Genomic DNA, 20575 nt, shown 5'->3' with positions numbered 1-20575 from the left:
CGACCGGCGATCAGCCGCGACCATCGAAATACCGGGCGAAGGGTGCAGTGGCGCGCCGCTGCCACTACAATGCGCGCTTTGCCCTGCGCCCGGATTCCGCTCGTCATGTCCTTACCCAAACACCACCTGGAACTGCTCAGCCCCGCCCGCGATGTGTCCATCGCCCGCGAAGCCATCCTGCATGGCGCCGATGCCGTGTACATCGGCGGGCCGAGTTTCGGCGCACGGCACAACGCCTGCAACGAGGTCAGCGAGATCGCCGAGCTGGTGAAGTTCGCCCACCGCTACCACGCGCGGATCTTCACCACCCTCAACACCATCCTGCACGACGATGAGCTGGAGCCGGCGCGCAAGCTGATCCACCAGCTGTACGACGCCGGTGTCGATGCGCTGATCGTCCAGGACCTCGGGGTGATGGAGCTGGACATTCCGCCCATCGAGCTGCATGCCAGCACCCAGACCGACATCCGTACCTTGGAGCGGGCCAGGTTTCTCGACCAGGCCGGTTTTTCGCAACTGGTCCTGGCCCGTGAACTGAACCTGCAGGAAATCCGCCAGATCGCCGAGCAAACCGACGCCGCCATCGAGTTCTTCATCCACGGCGCGTTGTGCGTGGCCTTCTCCGGGCAGTGCAACATCTCCCACGCGCAGACCGGGCGCAGTGCCAACCGCGGCGACTGCTCGCAGGCCTGCCGCCTGCCCTACACCCTCAAGGACGAACAGGGTCGCGTGGTGGCCTTCGACAAGCACCTGCTGTCGATGAAGGACAACAACCAGAGCGCCAACCTGCGCGCCCTGGTCGAGGCCGGGGTGCGTTCGTTCAAGATCGAGGGGCGCTACAAGGACGTGAGCTACGTGAAGAACATCACCGCTCACTACCGGCAGATGCTCGACGAAATTCTCACCGACCGCCCGGACCTGGCACGCGCGTCCAGCGGCCACACCGCGCACTTCTTCGTGCCCGACCCGGACAAGACCTTCCACCGTGGCAGCACCGACTATTTCGTCAGCGAGCGCAAGATCGACATCGGTGCCTTCGACTCGCCGACCTTCACCGGTCTGCCGGTGGGCACCGTGGAAAAGGTCAACAAGCGCGACCTGATCGCCGTGACCCACGAGCCGCTGTCCAACGGTGACGGCCTGAACGTGCTGGTCAAACGCGAGGTGGTGGGCTTCCGTGCCAACATCGCCGAGCTGAAGGGCGAGTTCGAGGAAGACGGCGAGAAGCGCTGGCGCTATCGCGTCGAACCCAACGAGATGCCGGCTGCCCTCTCGCGCCTGCGCCCCAGCCACCCGCTGAGCCGCAACCTCGACCACAACTGGCAGCAGGCCTTGCTGAAAACCTCCGCCGAGCGACGCATCGGCATCCGCTGGCACGCCGTGCTGCGTGAAGACCGCCTGACCCTGACCGCCACCAGCGAGGAGAACGTGCAGGTTTCGGTGAGTCTCGACGGCCCGTTCGGCGCGGCCAACAAACCGGAACAGGCCCTGGAACAGCTGCGTGACCTGCTGACCCAGTTGGGCACCACGATCTATCACGCCCAGGACGTGCGGCTGGATGCGCCACAGGCGTTCTTCATTCCCAACTCGCAGCTCAAGGCGCTGCGCCGCGAAGCCATCGAGGCGCTGGACGCTGCTCGGGTAGCGGCGCACCCGCGTGGCGGGCGCAAGGCCGAGAGCAATCCACCGCCGGTGTACCCCGAGTCGCACCTGTCGTTCCTGGCCAACGTCTACAACCAGAAAGCGCGGGACTTCTACCACCGCCATGGCGTGCAGTTGATCGACGCAGCCTACGAGGCCCACGAAGAGCCTGGCGAGGTGCCGGTGATGATCACCAAGCACTGCCTGCGCTTCTCCTTCAACCTGTGCCCGAAACAGGCCAAGGGCGTGACCGGCGTGCGTACCAAGGTGGCGCCGATGCAGCTGGTACAGGGTGACGAGGTACTGACCCTGAAGTTCGACTGCAAACCGTGCGAGATGCACATCATCGGCAAGATGAAGGGCCACATCCTCGACCTGCCGCAGCCCGGCAGCGCCAAGGCCGGGGTGGTCGGACACATCAGCCCCGAAGAGCTGCTCAAGACCGCACGCCGCTTCCAGGCGCCGCACTGAGGCAACGCCCGCTCCCCCCGACCAACGCCGGGCGGGTGGGAGTGGCTTCAGCCGCGAAAAGGCCGGAACGCTCACCACATCTGCACGGCGGGTGGCTCAGCCATCGCGGCTGAAGCCTACCGAGCCAACCTTGTCACGCCTCCAACTGCTGAATCTCGGCCTGAAGGTTGCTCCTTGCCGTTGTTTCCCAGCGGGCCTGGCCGGCGGGCGTGGTGAAAATGGCCGGACGCTGCAGGAACTGCCTGAGCACCGCCACACGGCCAGGACGGTACAGCGCATCGGGGAAGCGGGCATACTCGCGGCGCACCGCCTCGGCATAGGCCTGGTACACCGGCCAGGGCGCGCCCAGGATCGACAGGTCGATATCCACCAGCAGGCGCTGATCGTCGGTAGCCGGAGCATGCCGGTGATCGGTGGCCAGGATCAGCGCGGCGACCGCCTTGGCATCCTCCTCCAGGCCCACCTCGCGCAAGTCCAGTTCGGCCAGCTCGGCGCTGCGCGTCTCGTTGTCCTGGCGTGCCGTATCGTAGATCGCATCGTGATACCAGATGGCCAGCTCCACCTGGCCGACATCCACGGCCTGGGCATGCAGCTCATCCAGAGCGGCCAGGCAGGCGCGGATGTGCGCAGCACCGTGATAATGCCGGCCCGGCTCGGCATATAAGGCCTGCAATGCGGCGAAACGGCCAACAGGCGGTTCGGCACCCCGCGCCTGCCACAGGCGCTGCCAGCGTTCGGCATCAAGACTCATCGAGGCGTTTCTCCATGTGCGTGGTCTGCCAGAGTGGGTCGTTCTCGACATCGACCACGGTAAAGCCGTGGCGTTGCCAAAAGGCGATGGCGCCGGGCAGGAACGGGTGGGTATGCAGGTACAGGGTCTCGATACCCTGCTTGCGCGCCTTCTCGGCCAGCGCCTCGAACAGCCGGCTGGCCAGCCCGGCGCCACGCCAGGCCGGCTCGACGAACAAGCGCAGCACTTCCACGGTGCGCTGGCCGCGATAGTCCAGTTGCGCGAAACGATGGTCATACGGCAGGTAGCCGATGGCGGCGACGATTTCCCCAGCCTGGCGGGCGATGAGAAAGCAGGCATCACCGCCCTGCTGGTAGACCGCCTCGAAACGTGCCAGGTCGTCGGGCAGCACGGCGGGGTCGAGCGTAGGGAACAGAGTGGCTCGGGCGCGCATCACGAAGGCGACGGTGGCGGGCACCTCGGCCTGGCTGACGGCGGTAATGTGAATGGCCGGTTCGGACATGAAGGGCCCCTGATTTGGCAAAGATCGGCATGGTAACCCATCGCCGCCCTGCTCCATGCCTGCACACGCACGCACCAATTCAAGGCATCCACCGTGTGTGCAAACCCGTGCCATCAGGCGCAAAGCCCGGCCCACCAGGCCCGTCTCGATATGGCACAGCCCCTGCATGAAGCCTGGCAAGCTCACCCACGCAGGTGCAGCGGCCCAGGCCGGTCGATGCCGATCGCCACTGTCGCCCGGTCCTTCCGGCACAGATGCACAGGGCTTACAGGTGCCACCGGCAACGAGGCCAGGCTGTCACCACATAACCAGAACAGGCAAAGGCGCCTGGAACCTCACGGTTCCGGGCGCTTTTTTTTGCTTCACAAAAACCTGATTGGCCTAGGCCGGGAATTGCCATGAACAGCACAAGCTCCCCAGACAACGATGTACAAACCCTGATCGTCATCGGTAACGGCATGGTCGGGCACCACTGCGTCGAGCAACTGATCGCCGGCGGCGCCCTGGCGAAACATCGCATCCATGTGTTCGGTGAAGAGCGCCAGCGCGCCTACGACCGTGTGCACTTGTCCGAATACTTCAGCGGTCGTGATGCCGAGTCGCTGGCAATGAGCGACGCCGCACTGTACCAGCAACCCGGCCTGACCCTGCACCTTGGCGTACCGGTACTGGAGATCGACCGTGCGCGCCGCGAAGTCATCACCGCTCAAGGTCGCTTCGCCTACGACAAGCTGGTGCTGGCCACCGGCTCGTACCCTTTCGTACCCCCCATCGAAGGTGCCGAAGGCGACTCGCGCCTGGTGTATCGCACCCTCGACGACCTGGACACCATCCGCGCCGCAGCCACCAAGGCACGTCGTGGCGTGGTGGTCGGCGGTGGCCTGCTGGGCCTGGAGGCGGCCAATGCGCTCAAGTCCCTGGGTCTGGAAGCCCATGTGGTGGAGTTCGCCCCACGGCTGATGCCCGTGCAGCTCGACGACCTCGGCGGCGCGGCGCTGAAGTCGCGGATCGAGGCTCTGGGGGTCGGTGTGCACCTGTCGCGTGCCACCCAGTCGATCAGCGCCGGCAGCGAATACCGCTACCGCATGAACTTCACCGGTGACCAATACCTGGAAACCGACCTGATCGTGTTCTCCGCCGGTATCCGCCCCCAGGATGCCCTGGCCCGCCAGTGCCAGCTGGAGCTAGGCCCGCGCGGTGGCGTGGCCATCGACGAGCACTGCCGCAGCAGCGATGCCGACATCTACGCCATCGGCGAATGCGCCGCCTGGAACGGCAGCATCTTCGGCCTGGTCGCCCCCGGCTACCAGATGGCCCGCAGCGTGGCCGCGCAGCTGTGCGGGCAGGATGCCGAAGCGTTCTTCGGTGCCGACATGTCCACCAAGCTCAAGCTGTTGGGCGTGGACGTCGGCTCCATCGGTGATGCGCATGGCGCGCTGGCCGGCGCGGTGAGCTACCGCTACATCGACGAAGCCACCGCCAGCTACCGCCGCCTGGTGGTCTCGGCCGACCGCAAACAGGTGCTGGGCGCGGTGCTGGTCGGCGACAACAGCTACTACGACACCCTGCTGCAGTACGCCCAGAATGGCATCACCCTGCCCGAAGACCCGGCCAGCCTGATCCTGCCGCACAGTGAAGGCGCTCCGGCGTTGGGCGCCGACGCTCTGCCGGCCACCGCGACCATCTGTTCGTGCCACAACGTCAGCAAGGCTTCGATCTGCGCCGCCATCGACGACGGCTGCAGCGACCTGGCCGGCATCAAGGCCTGTACCAAGGCGGCCACCGGTTGCGGCGGCTGCACGGCGCTGCTCAAGCAGGTCTTCGAGCACGAGCTGATCGCCCGTGGCGTGAGCGTGGACAAGAGCCTGTGCGAGCACTTCCCCTACACCCGCCAGGAGCTGTACTCCATCGTCCGCGTGGAGGGCATCGAGCGCTTCGAGGACCTGCTGCAGCGCCACGGACAGGGCGAGCATGGTTGCGACATCTGCAAGCCGGCGGTAGGTTCGATCCTCGCCTCGTGCTGGAACCGGCCAATCACCGACCCGCTGCTGATCCCGCTGCAGGACACCAACGACACCTTCATGGCCAACATGCAGAAGAACGGCACCTACTCGGTGGTGCCGCGCATCCCCGGCGGCGAGATCACCCCGGACGGGCTGTTGGCGATTGGCGCTGTGGCGAAGAAATACGACCTCTACACCAAGATCACCGGCGGCCAGCGCATCGATCTGTTCGGCGCACAACTGCATGAACTGCCAGACATCTGGGGCGAACTGATCGCTGCCGGCTTCGAGACCGGGCATGCCTACGGCAAGTCGACCCGCACGGTGAAATCCTGTGTAGGCAGCACCTGGTGCCGCTACGGGGTTCAGGACAGCGTGGCCATGGCCCTGCGTATCGAGGACCGCTACAAGGGCCTGCGCTCGCCGCACAAGCTCAAGTTCGCAGTCAGCGGCTGCACGCGCGAATGCGCCGAGGCGCAGAGCAAGGACGTCGGGGTGATCGCCACCGAAAACGGCTGGAACCTCTACGTGGCCGGCAACGGCGGCATGCGCCCGCGCCACGCCGAGCTGTTCGCCACTGACCTGGATGACGCAACCCTGATCCGCTACATCGACCGCTTCCTGATGCTGTACATCCGCACCGCCGACAAGTTGCAACGCACCTCGGTATGGCGCGAGTCGCTGGAAGGCGGCCTGGATTACCTCAAGGCCGTGGTCATCGACGACAGCCTGGGGCTGGCTGCCGAGCTGGAGGCGCAGATGCAGCTGGTGGTCGACCGGTACGAATGCGAATGGGCCAACGCCCTCAAGGACCCGGAAAAGCTCAAGCGCTTCCGCACCTTCGTCAACGACCAGCGCAGCGACCCGGACGTGCACTTCGTGCGTGAACGCGAGCAGCGCCGCCCGGCGAAAGCCGATGAACTCAACCTGATTCCACTGTTCAAGGAGGTGGTCTGATGAGCCAGACAAACGTCGCCTATGCCCAACCCGCAACCGCGCAAGCCCTGCACTGGCAGGCCCTGTGCTCACGCCAGGACCTGGTCGCCAATTCCGGCGTGGTCGCCTGGCTGCAGGGCCAGCAGATCGCACTGTTCTACCTGCCGGGCAACCCGTGCCCGCTTTACGCGGTAGGCAACCGCGATCCGAAATCCGGGGCCAATGTGATCGGCCGGGGCCTGGTCGGCCAACTGGGCGGCGAGCTGGTGATCGCCTCGCCGTTGTACAAGCAGCACTTTCGCCTCGAAGACGGCACCTGCCTGGAGTACCCGGAGCAGAACCTGCCAAGCTGGCCGGTGCGGCTGAACGGTGACGCCGTGGAGATCGGCCTGCCGGCCTGACCTCAAGCGGTCTGCAACACCGCGCGCAGCCCCGGTTGCGCGTCTTCGAGCAGCAACTGGTAGCCGTGGGTCCTGGTCACCGCCGCGACGATGGCCAGGCCCAGCCCGGTGCCGCTGCCCCGGGCTTCATGATGCCCGCGGGCGAAACGCTGCAGAACGGTGTGGCGCTGGTCTTCGGGAATCCCCGGGCCGTTGTCCTGTACTTCGATACGCGTGCCTTGCGGCCCGGCCACCAGTTTCAGCCACACGCAGCCACCCGCCGGGGTGAATTTCACCGCGTTGTCCAGCAGGTTCATCAACGCTTCGGCCAGCAACTCCCGGTCAGCCAGCAACGGCGGTACCGGTTCGATGGCCAGGCGCAGCTCGATACCCGCCTCTTCGGCCACCGGCTGGTAATCCTCGAATACCTGCTCCAGCAGCGGCCCGCAGGCCAACGTGGTCATGCCCGCACGGCGCGCCTGGCTGTCGATCTCGGCAATGCGCTGCAGGGCGCGAAAACGGCTGAGCAGCGCATCGGCGGCGTCCAGGGATTTTTCCAGGCGCACGCGCAGCTGTTCGCGGGGCGCGTGTTCCCAGTCCATCAGGGTGCGGTGCAGTTGCGCGCGCATTTTGTTCAGCGGCGTGCGCAAGTCATGGGCGGCGTTGTCTTCGAGGCTCTTGACCTCATCGAGCAGGCGCCCGACCTCGACGACCATGCGGTTGACCAGCGATGACAGCATGTCCAGCTCGTCGCCACGGCGGGTGACCGGCAGGCGCTGGGTGAAATCGCCTTCGGCGATACGCCGGCTGGCGGCCTGCACATGACGCATGCGGCGCAGCGGCGCGAAGCCCAGCAATATCGCGACCAGCAGGCCGACCACCAGAATCAGACAGGCGCTCCAGCCCAGGTAGCGCAGCAGGATGGCACGCAGCCCGGCGAGGGTCTTGGCTTCGTAGCCGATCACCAGCACCTGGCCATTGACCAGCTTGCGGCCGATCAGCTTGGTACCGGCAGCGAACCCGGCCTCCTGCCACTCATGCGGCTGGCCGTCGAGCGGAATGTCTTCAGGAAGGTGCTGCAAAGCACCATGCAGATAACGCCCATTGGCCTCGAACAGGCCATAGGAAATCACCCCGCGCAGGTCGCCCTCCTCCAGCCGGGTGATTTCCTCGGGCAACGCTTCGGCGGGCAGGTAGAGCAACTGGCGCATCTCGCCGAGCATGATCTTGTCGGTCTGCCGCGACAGGTAGCCCTCCACTTGCCAGTAGATGAGCACGTTGAGCAGCAAGGCGCCCAGCGACAGCACCACCGCATAGGTGAGGGTCAGGCGAAAGGCCGTGGTGCGCAGCAGGCGGGCGCGCACGCTCACTGCTCCGTGCCGTCGACCAGCACGAAGCCGGAGCCACGCAGGGCATTGATCACCACCTTGCAACCCACCACATCGAGTTTGCGGCGCAGGCGTGTGAGGTGTACGTCGATCAGCTTGGTGCCGGGGTCGAAGTGATAGCCCCACACCGACTCGAAGATCAGCGCGCGGGTCACCACCGCTCCGGCGTTACGCATCAGGAACTCCAGCAACTTGAACTCGATGGGCGACAGCCCCACGCGCTGCTCACCGCACAGCAGCTCGCGGCTGAGCAGGTCCAGGCCCAGGTCGCCGACCTGCAGCAGGGTTTCGCGCTCCGGCACCTCGCCATGGCGGCGCAGCAGTACCTCGATGCGCGTGGCCATCTCTTCGGAGACGAACGGCTTGACCAGGTAATCGTCGCCGCCGGCACGCAGGCCACGGATGCGGTCGTCCACGTCGGTCAGCGCACTGATCATCAGCACCGGGGTGCGCACCCCCGCACCGCGCAGCCGGGTGATCACTTCCAGACCATCCAGGCCCGGCAGCATGCGGTCGAGGGTGATGGCGTCGTAGGCACCTTGCAGCGCCAGCTCCAGCCCCTGCTGGCCATCCCCGGCACACTCCACGGCAAAGCCCATCCGGCCCAGCTCGGCGGCGATTTCATGAGCCGTGTCCTGGTCGTCTTCGATGCACAAGACCTTTCGCATGAAAGCCCCCCTATCCATTTGTGAGCTCATGTTAGCAAGCTGGCGAAGCCAGGCGAACAGCGCATTCATGGGAAATGGCCAGCAGGCCGCCACGCGCCTTTCGGCAGCTCCGGCGCAGGGCTTGAAAACCCTGAACGAACGCTGCGGCGCAGCGTCGAATTGCTGTCTGAAAGTTACAGCTTTTTAACCAAGCCTTACCGCGCAGGCGCCTAACTCATTGAAATACCGTGATATAAAACGGCGCGCCGCTCACCCCGGTCGGGCACCACGCCCGCCTGCTGCCACCGCCCGAATTCGACCAAACGCCGGCCAGTTCCGCACCGGCTTCGGGCCCTGACACCAGAGGAATGCAAACCATGACCCCAAGACACTGGAGCGCCGTCGCCCTGGCGGTTTCTGCCTCGCTCAATCAACTGGCCATGGCCGAGACCATCGAAAGCCAGGACGACGCCAAAGGCTTCGCCGCCGGCAGCAGCCTGTCGATACTGGCCCGCAACCAGTACTTCAACCGTGACCGCCAGGACGGCGACCGCGACAACCGTGACTGGGCACAAGGCTTCATCGGCAACTACAGCTCGGGCTTCACCCAAGGCACCGTCGGTGTCGGCATCGATGCCTTCGGCCACTTCGCCGTCAAGCTCGATGCCCAGGAAGGCGACAGCGGCACCGGCAACCTGCCTCTGGAGCGCGATGGCAAGGCCGCAGACAGCTTTGGCAGCGCTGGCGCGGCGCTCAAGTTGCGGGTGTCCAAGACCCAGCTGCGCTACGGCAACCTGCAGCCCACCGCTCCGGTATTCGCCGTGGGCGGCACACGCCTGCTGCCGCAGAGCGCCACCGGCCTGGAACTCAAGAGCAGCGAGATCGATGGCCTGGACCTGGAAGCCGGGCGCTACACCAGCACCAACAGCAACGTGACCACCAATCAGGACCACGATATCTACGCGCTGTACGCCAATGTCACGGCGCGCAAGGCGACCTACGCCGGTGGCGTGTACCAGATCACCCCGAACTGGACCGCAAGCCTCTACGCGGCGCAGTTCGAAGACGTGTGGAACCAGTACTACGCCAACACCAACTACGTGCTGGCCCTGGGCGGCGATCAGTCGCTGACCTTCGACGCCAACCTGTACCGCACCCTCGACCAGGGCCAGGCCAAGGCCGGCGCCATCGACAACACCACCGCCTCGCTGGGCGCGACCTACGCCTTCCTCGGTGCGCATTCGGTCACCCTGTCGGCGCAGAAAGTGCACGGCGACACGCCGTTCGACTACCTGGCGGTGGGCAACAACGGCAATGGCGAAGGTGGCGACTCGGTGCTGCTGGCCCACTCGGTGCAATGGTCGGACTTCAACGGCCCCAACGAGCGCTCGTTCGGCATCACCTACAACCTGGACATGACGCACTACGGCGTGCCCGGCCTGAGCTTCATGGCCCGCCACATGCGCGGTTACGACGTCGACGGCACACGGGTGTCGGCCGACAGCGCCTATGCCGGACTGTATGGCGCAGACGGCAAGCACAACGAAACCGACCTGGAAGCCAAGTACGTGGTGCAGAGCGGCGCGGCCAAGGACCTGTCGCTGCGGGTACGCCAGGCCTTCCACCGTGCCAACGCCGACCAGGGCGAAGGCGACGTATCGGAACTGCGCCTGATCGTCGACTACCCCATCACCTTGCTGTAACGCTGGATGGGCGAGGCTTTAGCCGCAATACAGGTCAGTTAAACCGGGTAAGAGCGGCTTCAGCCGCGAAGCGACCGCTTGTTCACAACAGATGCAGTGAGTTTCCTGGCGCTTTCGCGGCTAAAGCCGCTCCCATCGGGTCACATGACGCCTAACCGAGCGGTATTGGCTTTAGCCGCAATACAGGGCTGTGAAGGCAAGGAGCCCGGCCTTTTTACTGTATGCCCATACAGATAAAACTTGATCTGCCCGAGGCCCTGGCGCATCCTGTCGGCCTCGACCGATTGAAGAAAGCTTGCCGGCCATGCGCCTGTTTCTCTGCGAAAAACCTTCCCAGGCCAAGGACATCGCCGCCGTGCTGGGTGCCACCCGACGCGGCGACGGTTGCCTGAGCGGCGCCGGCGTCACCGTCACCTGGTGCATCGGCCACCTGCTGGAAACCGCGCCGCCCGACGCCTACGACGCCCGCTACAAGCGCTGGGTGCTGCAGGACCTGCCGATCGTGCCCGGCACCTGGAAGATGCAGGTCAAGCCCAAGACCGCCAGCCAGTACAAGGCGGTCAAGCGCCTGCTTGGCGAGGCCCGCGAGCTGGTGATCGCCACCGACGCCGACCGCGAAGGCGAGATGATCGCCCGCGAACTGGTCGAGCATTGTCGCTATCGCGGGCCGATCCAGCGTCTGTGGCTGTCGGCGCTGGACGACGCCTCGATCCGCAAGGCGCTGGCGGCGCTGCGTCCGGGCGCCGATACCTTCAGCCTTTATCATTCGGCGCTGGGCCGGTCGCGGGCCGACTGGCTGATCGGCATGAACATGAGCCGTCTGTTCACCCTGCTCGGGCGCCAGTCCGGCTACCAGGGCGTATTGCCGGTGGGCCGGGTGCAGACCCCTACCCTGCGTCTGGTGGTAGACCGTGACCGCAGCATCGCCGACTTCGTACCAGTACCCTACTGGGCCATCGACGTCGGCCTGCGCCACGACGGCCAGGACTTCACCGCCCAGTGGCGCGCGCCTGGCGAATTCTGCGACGAACAGGACCGCTGCCTGAACCAGGCCCTGGCGCAGCAGGCCGCCCACGACATCACCCAGGCCGGCAGCGCCCGGGTGGCGCGGTTACGCACCGAGCGGGTTCGCGAAGCCGCGCCGCTGCCCTTCGACCTGGGTACCCTGCAGGAAATCTGCTCGAAGAAGCTCGGCCTCGGCGCCCAGGAAACCCTGGATATCGCCCAGGCGCTTTACGAAACCCACAAGCTGATCACCTACCCGCGCAGCGACTGCGGCTACCTGCCCGTCAGCCAGCATGGCGAGGCGGCCGGTATCATCGCCGCGCTGTGCGCCGCCGACCCGAGCCTGCAGCCGTTGCGTGAACACCTCGACGCGCAGCGTCGCTCGCGGGCCTGGAACGACGCCAAGGTCAGCGCCCACCACGGCATCATTCCCACCGCCGCGACACGGGCCTTCGAACGCCTGAGCGGCAAGCCGCGCGCGGTGTACAGCCTCATCCGCGCCCGTTACCTGGCGCAGTTCCTGCCCAACCACGAGTACGACCGGACCCAGGCGGATTTCGACTGCGCCGGGCAGGCCCTGCGTGCGGTCGGCAAGCGGGTCATCGAACCCGGCTGGAAACGCGCCCTGCCCGAGGCCCTGGCCCCGGCCAAGGGCAAGCAGGCCCCGCCGCCCCAGGCGCTGCCGGCCTTGCGCCAGGGCGACAACTGCCCGGTCACCGGGGTGCAGCTCAAGGACCTGTGGACCCAGCCGCCCAAGCCCTACACCGAGGGCGACCTGATCAAGGCCATGAAGAACGTCGCGCGTCTGGTCGAAGACCCGCTGCTCAAGCAGAAGCTCAAGGAGACCACCGGCATCGGCACCGAAGCGACCCGTGCGGGCATCATCCAGGGCCTGCTCGACCGGGGCTATCTGCGCAAGGACGGCAAGGCGCTCAGCGCCACCCCTCCGGCGTTCAGCCTCATCGACAACGTGCCGCGGGCGATTGCCGACCCCGGCACCACGGCGATCTGGGAGCAGGCACTGGACATGGTGCAGAGCGGCGAGATGAGCCTGGAAGAGTTCGTCGCCAAACAGGCGGCGTGGATGAGCAAGCAGGTCGAACGCTGCCAGGGCCTGCGTCTGAACCTGCAGGGCATGCCCGCACCGGCGGGTGCGGCGCCCTGGAAGAAATCCCGCAAGCGCAAGGCGTCCGGCAACTCGCGCGGCGCCAAGGACGGTACGTCAAACAAGACCACGGCAAAGGCTGCAGCGACCAGCGCCGCCGCCAAGCCACGCCGCAGCAGCCGCAAGCCATCGGGCAATGCATGAATTTCCCAGGCGCTGGCAAGCGTGCAAGACTGAACGCTTTTTCAGCAGACTGACCCGCCATGTCCTTATCCAAGCGCGAACAGGCGCACCTCGAACGCCTGCTCGGCCGCACCCTCACCGAAGCCTGCGAAACCGCCAAGGCGCAACTGCCAGGCTTCCAATGGTTGACCCATGAGGTCGACTACCAGCGTTTCCCTGCCAGCCTGCTGGTGACCTGGGTGTTCGACACCGAAGCCAGTCGTCAGGCGGCGCTGCTGGCCGGCCAGGACCAACGCATGAACGAACTCACCGGCATGGCCCTGGCCGAAGCCGGTATCCACCTGGAACAGGTGGAACGCCATGTGTCTTGCGACAGCGAGCAAGCCTGCCAGCGCAGCCACGCCGGCGACTGGCAGGCACGCCTGGCGCGTCGACGCGGGCGCCACTGAAACTCTGCAAATCCCGGCTAAAGCCAATCTGTTCGCTTAAGCGGCATGTGCCCCGGTGGGAGCGGCTTTAGCCGCAATACTGATCTTTTAGACCAAAGCAATCCGATCTGGCGTCGCTTTTGCTTTTCAAGCGCAGAACTCACAGACGCCGCCAAACGCGACTTCGGTGCAGGCCGAGTGGAGGTGTCATGGAAGGGGGTAAGCCGGCAGGGAAGCCGGCTTAGGCGCACTGGGCCAGGGACGGCCCATTGCGCCGGCCCCCTGGAATGGCGCCGGAAGGAGGGAAGTCTGCCCGCAGGGCAGACCCAAGCCAGGAGCAATGGCTTTTGGTTACTTTTGGCGCGCAGGGCACCTGGAAACCAAAAGTAACCCGCCGTAAAGGCGGAAAGGTGACTAAAGGGCACTAATGCTGCGGCGGGTGTACCCGGTCCAGATAGCCTGCCATTCGCGAGCAAGCTCCAACGGTCTAACTGACCAGTATTGGCTTTAGCCGCGAAAGTGCGAGGAAATTCAGTGCATATGTCGTGAACAGGCGGTCGCTTCGCGGCTGAGGCCGCTCCTACCCGGCCCTGAGTTTCACACCAGGTAACGCCTGAACCACCCCAGGGTCCGCTCCCACGCCAGCTTGGCCGCCGCTTCGTCGTAACGTGGCGTGGAGTCGTTGTGGAAGCCATGGTTGGCGCCCTTGTAGATCCACGCCTCATACGGGGTGCCAGCCGCCTTCAGGGCCTGTTCGTAGGCAGGCCAGCCTTCATTGATTCGCGTGTCCAGCTCGCCGTAGTGGATCTGCACCGGCGCCTTGATACGCGGCACTTCTTCGGCCCTAGGCTGGCGTCCGTAGAACGACACCGCCGCCCCCAGTTCCGGGTAGGCCACCGCCGCCGCATTGGCCACACCGCCGCCATAGCAGAAACCGGTGATACCGACCTTGCCAGTAACAGCCGGGTCGGCCATCAGCCACTCGATGGCGGCAAAGAAGTCATTCAACAGTTTTTCCGGGTCGACCTGCTGCTGCATTTCCCGACCCTTGTCGTCGTTGCCGGGGTAACCGCCCAGGGAACTCAGCCCATCCGGGGCCAGAGCGATGAAGCCAGCCTTGGCGACACGCCGTGCCACGTCCTCGATGTAGGGGTTCAACCCACGGTTCTCGTGCACCACCACCACGGCGGGCAGCTTGCCGGCGACCTTAGCAGGCCTGACCCGGTAGGCACGCACCTGGCCGTGGCCCTTGGGCGACGGGTAGGTCACGTATTCGGCGACAATGTCGGGGTCGGTGAACGGCACCTGCTCGGCCAGCGCGTAGTCCGGGCTCAACGCGGCCAAAACGGCCACGGCGGTAAGGCTGCCGGCGGTGAACTTCGCCGCCCGGTCGAGAAACTCGCGGCGGTTGATCTGGCCATGGGCGTAGTAGTCGTACAGCTCCAGCAGTTCAGGCGAAAAATCACGGGCGGTGAGGCTGGACATCGCGGGGGCATCCTCGGGTCGGGAAGTCAGGATTGCGGCCCCCAAGCATAGCCTGCAGCCAGGCAAACCACCGAAACCTGCGCAACCGGCAGAAAATTGCCGACACAAATGCTAATAAATCTTGATTGGGATGTTATATTGTAACTATAACTATCAGGAAACCCTCCATGTCGTCCCGCACAATCGCCTCTTTCGCCGGCTTCGCGTTCAGCGTGCTCGGCGCCCCGCTCTACGCTGCCGACCCTGCTTCCCCCATCGAACTCGACGCACTGACGGTCAGTGCCGAGCAGGACTACGAAACCGCCAGCGGTCCGGTCAAGGGCTACCGCGCCACGCGCTCGGCCACCGCGACCAAGACCGACACCGCGATCAAGGACATTCCCCAGTCGATCAGCGTAGTGCCCGCCACCGTGCTCCAGGACCTTGGCACCAGCCAGGTGGAACGTGCCCTGGACTACGCCGGCGGCGTGTCCAGGCAGAACAACTTCGGCGGCCTGACCCTCTACGAGTACAGCATCCGCGGCTTCACCACGTCGGAGTTCTACAAGGACGGCTTCAGCGCCAACCGTGGCTACCCGGCCACCCCGGACGCCGCCAACGTCGAGCGCATCGAGGTGCTCAAGGGCCCGGCCGCCAGCCTGTATGGGCGTGGCGACCCTGGCGGCACGGTGAACATCGTCACCAAGCAGCCCCAGCGCGAAGCCTTCACCACCCTGCAGGCCAGCGCCGGCAGTTGGGACCGCTACCGCACCGCGCTGGACGCCAACGCCCCGTTGAACACCGAAGGCACGCTGCTGGGCCGCGTCAACCTGGCCGTGGAAGACAACCACAGCTTCCGCGACCACGTGCAAAGCCACCGCGTATTCGTTGCCCCGTCGCTGCGCTGGGAACTGAGCCCGGACACCAGCCTGCTGGTGCAGACCGAGTTCGTCCGCCACGACTCGATCTTCGACCGTGGCATCGTCGCGCCGAACAACCGCTGGAGCGGCGTGTCGCGCTCGACCTTCCTCGGCGAGCCGGACGACAAGATCGACAACGACAACAACCTGATTCAGGCGATCCTGGACCACCGCCTCAACGACAGCTGGTCGCTGCGCCTGGCCAGCCACTACAAGGAAGGCGAGCTGGGCGGCTTCGCCAGCGAGTCACGCCCGCTGAACGCTGATGGCCATACCGTCAACCGTCGCTACCGCGAACGAGACATGAACTGGCACGACAGCATCACCCAGCTGGAGCTGCACGGTTTCTTCGACACCGGCGCCCTGCAGCACGAGGTACTGATCGGCACCGAGTACGAGAACTACCGCAAGAACGAACGGGTCACCACCATCGCCGGCAGCCCCTACGCCATCGATATCTACAACCCGGTGTACGGCCAGGCCAAGCCCAACGGCGCGCGTTCCGGCACCGACTTTTTCGAGCACGTGGAAAGCCGTGCCTTGAACCTGCAGGACCAGATCATCTTCACCGACAAGCTGCGCGGCATGCTCGGGGCACGCTACGAGCACTTCGACCAGCAGATCGACAACTACGCCGGCAACAGCACCCAGCGCCAACGCCACGACGCCTTCACCCAACGTGCCGGCCTGCTCTACCAGCTGACCCCGCAAGTCGGTCTGTTCGCCAACGCCTCCACCTCGTTCAAGCCCAACAACGGCCTGGATGCCGCCGGCAAGAGCTTCGACCCCGAAGAAGGCGTCGGCTATGAAGTGGGCATCAAGAGCGAGCTGTTCGACGAGCGTCTGAGCACCACCCTCGCCGCCTTTCATATCGACAAGGAAAACGTCCTGGCCCTCGACCCGGGCAGCGATACCAGCCGCGCGGTGGGCAAGGCCCGCAGCCAGGGCCTTGACCTGCAGCTGACCGGCCAGCTGACCGATGCAGTTCGGATCATAGGCGCCTTCGCCTACATCGATGCCGAAGTCACCAAGGGCGACCGCAGCATTCCCACCGGCAGCCGCATCCTCGGCGTGGCCAAGCGCAGCGGCAGCCTGCTGGGCGTGTACGAGTTCCAGGAAGGCACGCTGCGCGGTTCGGACCTGGGCGCAGCGTTCAACTACGTGGGTGATCGCTCCGGAGAATCGGGTTCGAACTTCGAGCTGCCGGCCTACCACACCGTCGACCTGCTGGCGCACTACAAAGCCACCGACAACCTGACGGTGGGCCTGAACCTCAATAACATCTTCGACGAGAAGTACTACGAGCGCTCCTACAGCAATTACTGGATCGCACCAGGCGAACCGCGCAATTTCACCGTCAGCTTCACCCTCAACCTCTGATCGATAAGAAAAAAGGAAACACCATGCGTTTCAACTCCTCTTTGCTGGCACTGGGCATCAGCGGCGCCCTGCTGTGCGCCGGCCAGGCTTCGGCCCATGGCCTGTGGACCGAGCAACGTCGCGGCAACATCGAAGTGATCTACGGCCATGGCGCCGAAGACAACGCCTTCAAGGCGCAGAAAGTCAGTGGCGCCTGGGCCTATGACCTGGCCGGCCGGCAGGTGCCGGTGACCGTCGAGCGCCTGGACGACCATGCCCGGCTCAAGCCGATCAAACCCGTGGCGATCATGAGCGTGGCCCTGGACAACGGCATGTGGACCCGCGACAAAGACAAGAAATGGATCAACCAGGGACGCAGCAAGGTGCCGGGGGGCACGGACTCGATCCACACCTTCAAGTACAGCCTGGCGATCTATGCGCCCGGTGCCCGGCTGCCAGCGCTGGACAAATTGAAGATGGTCATCGTGCCGCTGGCCGATCCGCTGAAGGTCGGGCCGGGCAAGCCGCTGCCGGTCAAGGTGCTGGTCGATGGCAAGCCCGCCGCCGGTATCAAGCTGATCGGCGACTACCGCAGCGAGCCGGATGAAGTCAGCGCCGAAACCGACGCCGAAGGTCGCGCCAGCGTGGTGGTGCGCAACGAAGGCCTGAACGTCATCGCCGCCGAAGTCACCCTGCCGGTCAAGGGCGATGCCGACATCGAAGCCCGAGGCCTGTTCACCTCGCTGACCTTCGTGGGCGAAGAGCACCACGACTGACCCCGGCATGACCTGCTGCGCCGCGTTACCCGGCGGTGCAGCAGGCTCGGGTCAGCGCAGCACATCACTGTGCAGGAAACGCCGCTGGTGGTCCGCAGTGGGCATCAGGCATTGCGCATGGCGGCCGAACCAGCGGTAACGGTTACGCGCCACCCAGTCGTAGCCCAGGTCACGCAGACGCTCCGGCACCACACGCAACACCCGCAACCACGGCCACAGCCCCGGCAACTGCCGCACCACCTCGAAGAAGGCTTCGGAACGCACCCAGTAGTGCCGGTCACGAATGGTCGCCATGGTATCGAAGCGATCCAGCGGCAGCCCGGCCCAGGCCAGCAGCGCCTGGCCTTCGGCCGACTGTACGGTGGCCAGGCGGATGCGCTGCCGGCGGTCGTGACGGATTACGAACTGCGCCCAGCCGTTGCACAGCTTGCACACCCCATCGAACAGCACCACGGTCTCGCCGGGAGCCAGCAACGGCGCAGGTTCGGGGCGCAAAAGAGAAGAAACCATCCAGGGCCTCGTGGGTGTCGAGTCGCGAAGCCCCGACCCTAACCGAGAAACCCAGGCATTGACCAGCGCAGCACGTCAGTGACCGCTTCAGCCTACACACGCCGCCGGATTGCAAGGCGGGCCGCCTGACGACCACCCGCCCCGCAAGCCGCGGTCAGTGTGCAGCCGTGGCCAGCGTGCCCGACAGCTGTTCTTCGCCCACCACCGCCGGAGCGGTCTCGCGCATCTTCAACGCGCAAGCGGTGGAGATCACCCCCAAGGCGCTGAACAACAGGGCCGGTCCGATCCAGCCGACCATGGCGTAAAGGCCGGTGGCCAGGAATGGCAAGGCACCGGCCACCAGCGAGGCACCGTTGTAGCCCAGGGAAATGCCCGACGAACGGACGTTGGCCGGGAACTGCTCGGTGAACCAGCTCGCCTCCACGGCGAAGATCGGGTCGTGGCTGAGCAGCAGCGACAGCGCCACCGCGACCACGATCAGCACCACCACGCCGGTGTTGATCAGCAGGAACAGCGGAATGCCGAAGGCGATGGTGAACAGCGAGCCGATGAGGAACACCTTCTTGCGCCCGATGCGGTCACTGAGCGCGCCGAAGAACAGGTGGCTGCCCAGCCCCAGCGCCGAACCGACCAGGGTGCCCCACAGCACGTTTTCCTTGCTCGCCACCCCGGCCAGCAGCACGTACGACAGCATGAAGCTGGTGGCCAGGTAGTAACCGCCGGTTTCCGCCAGGCGCAGGCCGACGATCTGCAGGATCTTGCGCCAGTCGTTGCGGATCACGGTCAGCGCCGGCTGCTGGATCAGGGTGTTCTCGGCTTTCATCTTCTCGAATTCCGGCGACTCGCTGACCCCCAGGCGAATCCACATGCCCACGCCGACCATCACCACCGAGGCCAGGAAGGGTGCGCGCCACACCCAGTCGCCTTCGAGCAGCGCACCGGAGAGCAGGAACGCGCCGTTGGCCATCAGCAGACCAAGCGGAATGCCGATCTGCGGCACCGCGCCGAAGAAGCCGCGGCGCTGCGGTGGCGCATGCTCACAGGCCATCAACACTGCACCGCCCCACTCCGCGCCAAAGCCGATGCCCTGGATCATGCGCAACAGAATCAGCAGCAGCGGCGCGACGACCCCGGCCTGTTCGTAGGTGGGCAGCGCACCGATCAGCACCGTGGCGCCGCCCATCAATAGCAGCGACCAGAGCAGCACTGCCTTGCGGCCGATGCGGTCGCCGTAGTGTCCGGCCAGGTAACCGCCCAGCGGGCGCATGAAAAAGCCCACCGCCATGGTGGCGAAGGCCGCCAGGATGCCGACGATCGGCTCGGTGGTGTGGAAGAACACCGAGCCGAACCAGCCGGCGGCCGCTGTGCCGTAGATGAAGAAGTCATAGCTCTCCACGGCCGAACCGACCATGGAGGCGAAGGAGACTTTCGAAGCCTTGTCGTGTGGCCCGGCGGCCACCTCAGTGGAATGACTCATGGAAAACCCTGCCTTTATTGTTGTTGTACGGGTGGGCAGGCCCGCCTGCCCGGTCTTCATGTGTGCCGTTTCAGCGCCAGGTTTCGATCACCCGGCTGTCGTCACGTTGCCCCAGCCCGGCCTGCGCCGCGCTGGAAAAACGCTGGTGGGCGATGTCCAGCAGCGGCACCGAGGCATGGCAGGCCTGAGCCGCATCGGCCACCAGGCCGCTGTCCTTGACGAAGATGTCGACCATGCTGGTGACCTGCGCATCGGTGCCCTGCAGCATGCGCGGGCCACGGTCGGAGAGCATCCACGAGCCCCCCGCCCCGCGCTCCACCAGCTCCAGTACCTTGGCTGGGTCCAGGCCCAGGGCATGGGCCAGGTTGAGGGCTTCGGCAGCGGCCACCAGGTGCACCGAACACAGGTGCTGGTTGACCACCTTGATGGCCTGGCCGTCACCGATGCTGTCCCCGGTGGATTTGACCTCACCCATCGCCGCCAGCACCGGGTTGACCGCCTGCACGTCTGCAGGCGCCCCGGAGGCGAAGATCAGCAGGCTGCCGGTGCGCGCCCGGGCCACGCCGCCGGTAACCGGTGCATCGACCACCCGCGCCCCGCATGCCGCCAGGCGTTCACCTTGTTCACGCACGGCAGCCGGGCCGACGGTGCTCATGATTACCCAGTACTGGCCAGGGCGCAGTGGCTCGAAGCTGTCCACCAGGGCCTGCAACTGCGCCGGGGTGGCGACCATCACCACCACGGCCTCGGCGTCCTGCGCAGCACGCCAGTCAGCGCTGGCCTCCAGGCCCTGCTCACGCGCCCGTTCACGGCCCGCTTCGCTGAGTTCGATACCGATCAGCGCATGGCCGGCCTGGCGGATCTGCTGAGCCATGGGCAGGCCAATGGCCCCCAGGCCGATGAATGCAACTTTCATGTACGTGCTC

16 protein-coding genes are annotated in these 20575 nt (G+C 65.6%); 8 read left to right on the top strand and 8 right to left on the bottom strand.

Going from position 1 to position 20575, the window contains the following annotated elements:
• Positions 1 to 105: 105 nt before the first annotated feature.
• The gene (locus tag RRX38_RS01230) at positions 106 to 2112 is read left to right on the top strand and encodes a peptidase U32 family protein (protein ID WP_295479547.1); all 2007 of its coding nucleotides are present in this window, start codon (positions 106 to 108) and stop codon (positions 2110 to 2112) included.
• A 133-nt stretch (positions 2113 to 2245) separates the two neighbouring features.
• Here RRX38_RS01230 and RRX38_RS01225 read toward each other — a convergent pair whose 3' ends face one another.
• Both RRX38_RS01225 and RRX38_RS01220 read right to left on the bottom strand, forming a co-directional pair.
• Positions 2246 to 2863, bottom strand: coding sequence for a hypothetical protein (locus RRX38_RS01225; protein ID WP_295479549.1), 618 nt, complete (start codon positions 2861 to 2863; stop codon positions 2246 to 2248).
• Positions 2853 to 3365 carry a GNAT family N-acetyltransferase gene (locus RRX38_RS01220; protein ID WP_295479552.1) on the bottom strand — a complete coding sequence of 171 codons (513 nt, stop codon included), beginning with the start codon at positions 3363 to 3365 and terminating at the stop codon, positions 2853 to 2855. The genes RRX38_RS01225 and RRX38_RS01220 overlap by 11 nt, the downstream gene beginning before the upstream one ends.
• Positions 3366 to 3763: 398 nt before the next feature.
• Here RRX38_RS01220 and nirB point away from each other — a divergent pair, with 398 nt between their 5' ends.
• Both nirB and nirD read left to right on the top strand, forming a co-directional pair.
• Positions 3764 to 6325, top strand: a complete 2562-nt coding sequence (nirB, locus tag RRX38_RS01215) for a nitrite reductase large subunit NirB (protein ID WP_295479555.1) — start codon at positions 3764 to 3766, stop codon at positions 6323 to 6325.
• On the top strand, positions 6325 to 6705 hold the full coding sequence (gene nirD, locus RRX38_RS01210; protein WP_295479558.1) for a nitrite reductase small subunit NirD: 381 nt from the start codon (positions 6325 to 6327) through the stop codon (positions 6703 to 6705). The genes nirB and nirD overlap by 1 nt, the downstream gene beginning before the upstream one ends.
• A gap of 2 nt (positions 6706 to 6707) precedes the next feature.
• Here nirD and RRX38_RS01205 read toward each other — a convergent pair whose 3' ends face one another.
• Both RRX38_RS01205 and RRX38_RS01200 read right to left on the bottom strand, forming a co-directional pair.
• Positions 6708 to 8048 carry an ATP-binding protein gene (locus tag RRX38_RS01205; protein WP_315961165.1) on the bottom strand — a complete coding sequence of 447 codons (1341 nt, stop codon included), beginning with the start codon at positions 8046 to 8048 and terminating at the stop codon, positions 6708 to 6710.
• Positions 8049 to 8050: 2 nt separating this feature from the next.
• The gene (locus RRX38_RS01200; RefSeq protein WP_295479564.1) at positions 8051 to 8740 is read right to left on the bottom strand and encodes a response regulator transcription factor; all 690 of its coding nucleotides are present in this window, start codon (positions 8738 to 8740) and stop codon (positions 8051 to 8053) included.
• A gap of 356 nt (positions 8741 to 9096) precedes the next feature.
• Here RRX38_RS01200 and RRX38_RS01195 point away from each other — a divergent pair, with 356 nt between their 5' ends.
• From RRX38_RS01195 to RRX38_RS01185, 3 genes are all read left to right on the top strand, one after another.
• On the top strand, positions 9097 to 10422 hold the full coding sequence (locus RRX38_RS01195) for an OprD family porin (RefSeq protein WP_315961164.1): 1326 nt from the start codon (positions 9097 to 9099) through the stop codon (positions 10420 to 10422).
• Positions 10423 to 10726: 304 nt separating this feature from the next.
• Entirely contained in the window at positions 10727 to 12736 is a 2010-nt protein-coding gene (locus RRX38_RS01190) for a DNA topoisomerase III (protein ID WP_315961163.1), read from the top strand.
• Positions 12737 to 12795: 59 nt separating this feature from the next.
• Positions 12796 to 13164, top strand: a complete 369-nt coding sequence (locus RRX38_RS01185) for a hypothetical protein (protein WP_315961162.1) — start codon at positions 12796 to 12798, stop codon at positions 13162 to 13164.
• A gap of 576 nt (positions 13165 to 13740) precedes the next feature.
• Here RRX38_RS01185 and yghX read toward each other — a convergent pair.
• Positions 13741 to 14628: a YghX family hydrolase gene (gene yghX, locus RRX38_RS01180; protein ID WP_315961161.1), complete on the bottom strand. Its 888-nt coding sequence runs from the start codon at positions 14626 to 14628 to the stop codon at positions 13741 to 13743.
• Positions 14629 to 14795: 167 nt separating this feature from the next.
• Here yghX and RRX38_RS01175 point away from each other — a divergent pair, with 167 nt between their 5' ends.
• Positions 14796 to 16907, top strand: coding sequence for a TonB-dependent siderophore receptor (locus RRX38_RS01175; RefSeq protein ID WP_315961160.1), 2112 nt, complete (start codon positions 14796 to 14798; stop codon positions 16905 to 16907).
• A gap of 23 nt (positions 16908 to 16930) precedes the next feature.
• Entirely contained in the window at positions 16931 to 17662 is a 732-nt protein-coding gene (locus tag RRX38_RS01170) for a DUF4198 domain-containing protein (protein WP_295479582.1), read from the top strand.
• A 51-nt stretch (positions 17663 to 17713) separates the two neighbouring features.
• On the opposite strand, the gene RRX38_RS01165 is transcribed toward RRX38_RS01170, so the two are convergent.
• From RRX38_RS01165 to RRX38_RS01155, 3 genes are all read right to left on the bottom strand, one after another.
• A complete protein-coding gene (locus RRX38_RS01165) occupies positions 17714 to 18172 on the bottom strand; it encodes a thiol-disulfide oxidoreductase DCC family protein (RefSeq protein WP_315961159.1) in 459 nt (152 codons plus the stop codon).
• A gap of 154 nt (positions 18173 to 18326) precedes the next feature.
• A complete protein-coding gene (locus tag RRX38_RS01160) occupies positions 18327 to 19649 on the bottom strand; it encodes an MFS transporter (protein ID WP_295479588.1) in 1323 nt (440 codons plus the stop codon).
• A gap of 70 nt (positions 19650 to 19719) precedes the next feature.
• Positions 19720 to 20565 carry an NAD(P)-dependent oxidoreductase gene (locus tag RRX38_RS01155; protein WP_315961158.1) on the bottom strand — a complete coding sequence of 282 codons (846 nt, stop codon included), beginning with the start codon at positions 20563 to 20565 and terminating at the stop codon, positions 19720 to 19722.
• Positions 20566 to 20575 lie beyond the last annotated feature (10 nt).

Origin of the sequence: Pseudomonas sp. DTU_2021_1001937_2_SI_NGA_ILE_001 (genome assembly GCF_032463525.1) — a bacterium.
In the GTDB taxonomy this organism is placed as follows: Bacteria; Pseudomonadota; Gammaproteobacteria; order Pseudomonadales; family Pseudomonadaceae; genus Aquipseudomonas.
The sequence above is the reverse complement of the archived record's forward strand: the minus strand, read 5'-3'. Positions and strand labels throughout refer to the sequence as shown.